The organism is Delftia sp. ZNC0008 (assembly GCF_000799035.1).
In the GTDB taxonomy this organism is placed as follows: domain Bacteria; phylum Pseudomonadota; class Gammaproteobacteria; order Burkholderiales; family Burkholderiaceae_C; genus Comamonas; species Comamonas tsuruhatensis.
In genome coordinates this window covers 1-6,416 of record NZ_JTKZ01000081.1, presented here as the reverse complement: position 1 = coordinate 6,416, position 6,416 = coordinate 1, and the positions used below count along the sequence as shown (strand labels likewise).

6 protein-coding genes are annotated in these 6,416 nt (G+C 68.4%); all 6 read left to right on the top strand.

Annotated features, from left to right (window positions below):
• Positions 1–730: acyl-CoA dehydrogenase (locus L995_RS02890; RefSeq protein WP_047468968.1), on the top strand; the 730-nt coding region annotated here is incomplete at its 5' end.
• Between the two features lie 109 nt (positions 731–839).
• On the top strand, positions 840–1,304 hold the full coding sequence (locus L995_RS02885; RefSeq protein ID WP_043789709.1) for a MarR family winged helix-turn-helix transcriptional regulator: 465 nt from the start codon (positions 840–842) through the stop codon (positions 1,302–1,304).
• Positions 1,305–1,365: 61 nt separating this feature from the next.
• On the top strand, positions 1,366–2,211 hold the full coding sequence (gene lgt / locus L995_RS02880; protein ID WP_223275185.1) for a prolipoprotein diacylglyceryl transferase: 846 nt from the start codon (positions 1,366–1,368) through the stop codon (positions 2,209–2,211).
• Positions 2,212–2,420: 209 nt separating this feature from the next.
• Positions 2,421–3,866, top strand: a complete 1,446-nt coding sequence (locus tag L995_RS02875) for a malonyl-CoA decarboxylase (RefSeq protein WP_047468963.1) — start codon at positions 2,421–2,423, stop codon at positions 3,864–3,866.
• Positions 3,867–3,962: 96 nt separating this feature from the next.
• A complete protein-coding gene (locus L995_RS02870) occupies positions 3,963–4,961 on the top strand; it encodes a Bug family tripartite tricarboxylate transporter substrate binding protein (protein WP_047468960.1) in 999 nt (332 codons plus the stop codon).
• A 127-nt stretch (positions 4,962–5,088) separates the two neighbouring features.
• On the top strand, positions 5,089–6,243 hold the full coding sequence (locus tag L995_RS02865; RefSeq protein ID WP_047468957.1) for an esterase-like activity of phytase family protein: 1,155 nt from the start codon (positions 5,089–5,091) through the stop codon (positions 6,241–6,243).
• Positions 6,244–6,416: the final 173 nt, after the last annotated feature.

Genomic DNA, 6,416 nt, shown 5'->3' with positions numbered 1-6,416 from the left:
CATGCTGGCCGACCTGCGCGTCTGGACCGAAGGCATGCGCGCCATTGCAGGCTGGGTGGCGCACCAGCTGGACCTGGCCGAACAGGCGCCGGATGCCGAGGAGCGCACCCAGGCCCATGCGCTGGCCTCGCTGCTCACGCCCGTGGTCAAGTCCTTCTTCACCGAGCGGGGCTTTGCGCTGGCCAGCGAGGCGCTGCAGGTCTTCGGCGGCTACGGCTATGTGCACGAGTACCGCATCGAGCAGACGCTGCGCGATGCCCGCATCGCCATGATCTACGAGGGCACGAACCAGATCCAGGCGCTGGACCTGCTGCAGCGCAAGGTGGCCTCCAGCGGCGGTGCCGCGCTGGCGCCGCTGCTGAAGGTGCTGCGTGAAGAGGCCGATGCCTGCGACGCCGCGGGCATGGAGACCGGCTTTGCAGGCGCGCTGCGCAGCTGGGCCGAGCGCATGCAAGCGCTGACGGGCGAGCTGTGTACCGGCGCTGCCGGCGACAGGCAATTGCTGGCGCGTTGTGCCGAGGACTACTTGCGACTGGTCGGCACGCTGTGCATGGCCTTTGCCTGGGCACGCGCGGCGCGCGTCAGCCTGCCGCTGGCCGATCCGGCGCTGCGCCGCTCCAAGGCGGACAGCGCGGCCTGGTTCCTTGCGCATGGCCTGCTGGATGCGGAGCACTGGCTGCGCCGTACCGAGGCCGCTGCCCGTACGCCGCTGCCAGCCGCCGTGGCTTGAGCGGGCTGCCGGGGCTTTTATGATGGAACGCCGCACCGGCCCTGCAGAACCGCAGGCGCCGGTGCGGCCTTGCTTCGTTGCGCCTTCTTCCTCTTCCGGATCCGTGTCCATGGACAGCTCCTTCGAACCCGCCGTCGACCAGTCGCGCCTGCAGCGCTTTCTGGGCTACCGCCTCACGCGCGCGGAAATCCACATCCACAAGCTGTTTGCGCGGCGCGTGGCCGAACTGGACCTCAAGCCCAGCGAGTTCTCCATCCTGGTGCTGATCCACTCCAATCCCGGCATCTACCTGCGCCAGCTGGGCGAGGCGCTGGACATCTCGCCCTCCAACCTGGTGCCCGTGGTCGAGCGCCTGGTGCAGCGCGGCCTCATCGGGCGCCAGCCCGATCCGCGCGACCGCCGGCTGCAGCAGCTGCACCTGACGGACGACGGCAGCGCACTGCAGGCGCGGGCCGAAGGCGTGGTGGTGCAGCTGGAAGACGAACTGGAGCAATTGCTCACCGCCACCGAGCAGCGCCATCTGCTGTCTGCCCTGGACAAGCTCACGGCCATCCAGGAAGGCCCGCAAGGCTGAGCGGGCGGGACGCCATCTTTCCAACCCCTGGCCGGCGCCGGCCATGCGGCGCTGCGGCACAATGCCGACCATGCTGATGTACCCGCAGATCGATCCCGTGGCCCTGCAGATCGGGCCCCTCGCCGTGCACTGGTACGGCCTGACCTATCTGGCCGCCTTCGGCCTCTTCCTCTGGCTGGGCACGCGCAGGCTGCGCCACCCGCCCTTCGTGCGCATGCAGGGCGACCGCGCCTGGACGCGCAAGGACGTGGAAGACATTCTTTTCCTGGGCGTGCTCGGCGTGGTCGTCGGCGGGCGGCTCGGCTACTGCCTGTTCTACAAGCCCGGCTACTACCTCAGCCATCCGCTGGAGATCTTCTACGTCTGGCAGGGCGGCATGAGCTTTCATGGCGGGCTGATCGGCGTCATCGGCTCCATGGTCTGGTTCGCGCGCTCGCGCGCACGCTCGTGGCTGGAGGTGGCCGACTTCGTCGCTCCCTGCGTGCCCACGGGCCTGGCGGCGGGCCGTGTCGGCAACTTCATCAATGGCGAACTGTGGGGCCGCTTTGCCAGCCCCGAGCTGCCCTGGGCCATGGTCTTCCCGCAAAGCGGCTCCATGCTGCCGCGCCATCCTTCGCAGGTCTACCAGTTCCTGCTTGAGGGCCTGCTGCTGTTCGTGCTGCTGTGGCTGTATGCACGCAAGGAGCACAAGCCGGGCCAGGTGGCGGCGGTCTTCCTGACCGGCTATGGTGCCTTCCGCTTCATTGCCGAGTACTTCCGCGAGCCTGACGACTTCCTGGGCCTGCTGTCGCTGGGGATGAGCATGGGCCAGTGGCTGTGCGTGCCCATGGTGATCGGCGGCATTGCCATGTGGCTCTGGGCGGCGGGGCGTCCGGCCTATCCGGCCCATGCGGGCAAGCCGGCCTGAATCTGGCTGGACACAATGCGAAGCGGGCCCTGGGCCCGCTTTCTTTTTGGCGTGGCGCGCGCGTGCTGGGGATTGCCCGAAGACAAGAACGCGACATCGGCGTACACGCGCTGGCGTACAGACTTCCATAATGTGAGCAGCAAGGGATTGTCATTGGCCCGTTGGCGGCATGACAGTCCCGTGACCGCTTGATATGGAGGAGTGTCTGAATGGGTCTGGCTACCGACTGGATTGCCCGCAATGTGTCCCGCTTTCGCAGCACCGAGGCCGCTGCGCCTGCAAAAAAGGCCGAAGGCGATGCAGCCAAGGCTCCCGCGCCGCGCGGCACGGCCCAGCGCCTGCAGGCCACCCTGCGCCGAGGCCAGGAAGTGCTGTCCCCGCGCGAGTTGCGCAAGCTCATGGAAGACCTGCAGGCCGCCGCCGACGCAGCGCTCAGCGATGTCGAGGGCGGCCGCCACGCGCAGCAGTTGATGGACTGGTATGCCCAGGCCGAGCTGCCGGCGCGCCAGGATTTCTGGGCGCTGATCGTCGAGCAGTTCGGCCCCGACACCGACGCCTTGATGACCGCACGCAAGCGCTATGACACGGCCACCAGCGACGCCGAGCGCGGCCATGCCGAGATGGATCTGCGCCGCGCGCTGATGTCGCCGCGCACGCGGCTGCTGCAGCGGTTTGCCCAGCCCCAGGGCGGCATGGGCTTTCTGGTGGACCTGCGTGCCGAACTGCTGGCACTGCCCAAGGCGGAGCAGCAGCGCTTTTCCGCGCTGGATGCCGAGCTGGAGCATCTGTTTTCCACCTGGTTCGACGTGGCCCTGCTGGAGCTGCGCCGCCTGAGCTGGGACTCGCCGGCCTCGCTGATCGAAAAGCTCATCCAGTACGAGGCCGTGCACGACATCCGCAGCTGGGCCGACCTCAAGAACCGCCTGGACAGCGACCGGCGCTGCTACGGGTTCTTCCACCCCCGCATGCCCACCGTGCCCCTGATCTTCGTGGAGGTGGCGCTGGTGGACAAGATGTCCGACAGCATTGCCCCGCTGCTGGACGAGACGGCGGCGGCCGCCGACCTGGGCCGCGCCACCACGGCCATCTTCTACTCCATCAGCAACACCCAGACCGGCCTGCGTGGCGTGAGCTTCGGCGACTCGCTGATCAAGCATGTGGTGGAGACGCTGACGGGCGAATTCCCCCGGCTGCGCCATTTCGCCACGCTGTCGCCCATTCCGGGCCTGCGCGCCTGGATCGCCAAGCACGGCGACGCCATCCTGGAGAAGATGGACGAGCGCCAGCGCAAGGCCTTCGAGCTCAAGGCGGGCGGCATGGGCGCCGAGCACCTGCTGGCGGCGCTGGATGCGCCGCAGGATCTCAAGCCCGACGCGCCTGTGCGCCGCGCCCTGCTGTTCTGCGCTGCCCACTATCTGGGGCGCGAGACGGCCAAGGGCCGGCCGCTGGACCCGGTGGCGCGCTTTCACCTGGGCAACGGCGCGCGCGTGGAGCGGCTCAACTGGGCGGCCGACCTGTCGGCCAAGGGACTCAAGCAATCGCTGGGCCTGATGGTCAACTATCTCTACGACCTCAAGCGCCTGGACAAGCATCGCGGCCTGCTGGCGCAGGGCCGCATACCGGTGTCCTCGGACATCGAAGCCCTGTGCAAATGAAAAGGGGCGCGGCGCAGGCCGTGCCCCTTTTCTTGCACAGGGATTGCTGCGCCTGACAACGAAGACAGCCTCAAAGAGGCGACAAGGAGACAAGTCATGCAAGCTTCCCACCCCACGGGGCGGCGCGCGGTGTTGCGCGCGGCCGGGGCCTCGATGGCCGCGCTGGCCCTGCCCATGGCAGCCCGCGCCGCGACGGACTGGCCGTCCAAACCCGTGAACCTGGTCGTGCCGTTTCCGGCCGGCGGGGGCACCGATGCCTTTGCCCGGCCGTTCTCGGCCCAGTTCGCCAAGAGCGCGGGAAAGACCCTGGTGATCGACAACCGTGGCGGCGCAGGCGGCACCCTGGGCGCCGGCTACGCGGCCAAGCTGGCGCCGGACGGCTACAACTTCTTCATGGGCGGCACCCACCATGTGATTGCGCCGTCCATGTACCCCCGCCTGGACTATGACCTGGAGCGCGACTTCGTCGCGCTGGCCCTGCTGGCCAGCGTGCCCCAGGTGCTGGTGGTCAACCCGCGCAACGTGCCGGGCAAGACCGTGCAGGAGCTGCTGGCCGACCTGCGCAAGCGGCCGGGCAAGCTCAACTACGCCTCGGCGGGCGCGGGCACATCGCACCATCTGGCCGGAGAGCTGTTCAAGCTGCAGACCAATACCTTCATCACCCACATTCCCTATCGAGGCGCAGGCCCGGCGCTGCAGGACCTGATCGCCGGCAATGTGGACATGATGTTCGACGGCCTGGGCTCCTCGGCCCAGCACATCAAGAGCGGACGCATCCGCGCGCTGATGGTCTCTGGCGACAAGCGCAACCCCGCCTTCCCGGACGTGCCCTGCGCGGCCGAGTCCGGCCTGCCCGACTACACGGTCACCACCTGGTACGGCCTGTGGGCGCCCAAGGGCACGCCGCAGGCGGTGCAGGCCCAGGTCATCGACCAGGTGCAGCGCATAGGCTCGGCCGAAGAGATCAAGTCCATCTGGGCGCGCAACGGCGCCGACTACGGCGGCATGAACCAGCAGCAGTTCGCGGCCATGGTGCATGGCGAGATCGCGCGCTGGGCCCAGGTGGTCAAGGCCTCGGGCGCCAAGCTGGAGTAGCGGACGAGGGGCCGGTCAGGGCGGGGGCAGGGCAGGGACAGGGCGGCGGCATGCGCATGCATGTCACCACCCTGTCACGGGCCTTGGCTACGGTCCATCCCTTCTGAGATCCATCCTGGGAGGGAATATGAACAATGCAGACAAGGTCCGCTCGCCCGCATCCGTGCTGCTCGCGCTGGTCCTGGCTTTCGGCACGGCCACGGGCCTGGCAGGCTGCGGCGGCAGCGACGACGGCCCCGAGACCATCGGCTCGCTGCGCCTGATCGGCGACTACAGCATCAGGACCAAGACACTGTTCGACGGCGTGGAGTTCGGCGGCATCTCCGGCCTGGACCGCGCGCCCGATGGCAGCTACTGGGCCATCTCCGATGAGCGCGGCGGCGAGCGTGGCACGCCGCGCTTCTACAACCTGGGCATTCAGTTCGATGACAAGGCCATCCAGGCCGTGACCATCCGCAAGATGGTCACGCTCAAGGGCCGCGACGGCCAGCCGCTGCCCGGCACGCGCCGCACCGTGGACCCCGAAGGCATCCGCGTGGCGCCCAACGGCAATCTCTACGTGTCCAGCGAGGGCAACTTCAGCACCGACCCCGCCAGCCTGTTCCAGCCTTTCGTGCGCGAGATCAGGGTGGACGGCAGCTTCGTGCGCGACTTCGAGACGCCTGCGGCCTTCAACTACGTGGACAACACCACCAGCGGAGGGCGCAACAACAAGCTGTTCGAGGCCCTGGCCGTCACGCCCGACGGCAGCGTGTTCACGGCCAACGAGGATGCGCTGGTGGAAGACGGCCCCCTCACCACGCTGGCGGCGGGCAGCGTGGTCCGCGTCCTCAAGCTCGATCCGGCCACGGGCAAGTCCGGCGCGCAGTACGTCTACCAGCTGCCGAAGATTCCGCTGGACAAGGCCGCCAGCGGCAGCTTTCCGCCGGACAACGGCCTGCCCGAGCTGCTGGCCGTCTCCAACCACGAGTTCATCGCCATCGAGCGCGCCTTTGCCGACGGCGTAGGCAACACCATCCGCCTGACGCGCGCCACCATCGAGCCGGACACCACCGATGTGCGCAGCTTCAAGAGCCTGGTGGGCGCCAGCTACAAGCCCATGAAGCGCGAGCTGCTGCTGGAGATGCCCGTGACCTACCAGGGCGTCAAGCTGGACAACATCGAAGGCATCTCCTGGGGCCCGCGCCTGGCCAACGGCAACCGCACCCTGGTGCTGGTGGCCGACAACAACTTCGCGGACAACCAGGTCACGCAGTTCCTGGCCTTCGAAGTGCGGCCCTGAGCCCTCTTCGGGCTATCTCGGCTTGCGCGGGCGTTCATAGCCTGCGCTTGCGGGCGCGCCCAGCACCATGTCGGTGAAGGCGCTGCCGCCTGCGCAGATGTGCTGGCGCATGGCCTCGGCGGCCACCTCCGCCTGGCCCGCGCAGATCGCAGACACCACGGCCACGTACGCGG

Coding starts and splice junctions, on each gene's coding strand:
- L995_RS02885 (WP_043789709.1), top strand. CDS start 840: ATGGACAGCTCCTTCGAACCCGCCGTCGACCAGTCGCGCCTGCAGCGC.
- lgt (WP_223275185.1), top strand. CDS start 1,366: ATGCCGACCATGCTGATGTACCCGCAGATCGATCCCGTGGCCCTGCAG.
- L995_RS02875 (WP_047468963.1), top strand. CDS start 2,421: ATGGGTCTGGCTACCGACTGGATTGCCCGCAATGTGTCCCGCTTTCGC.
- L995_RS02870 (WP_047468960.1), top strand. CDS start 3,963: ATGCAAGCTTCCCACCCCACGGGGCGGCGCGCGGTGTTGCGCGCGGCC.
- L995_RS02865 (WP_047468957.1), top strand. CDS start 5,089: ATGAACAATGCAGACAAGGTCCGCTCGCCCGCATCCGTGCTGCTCGCG.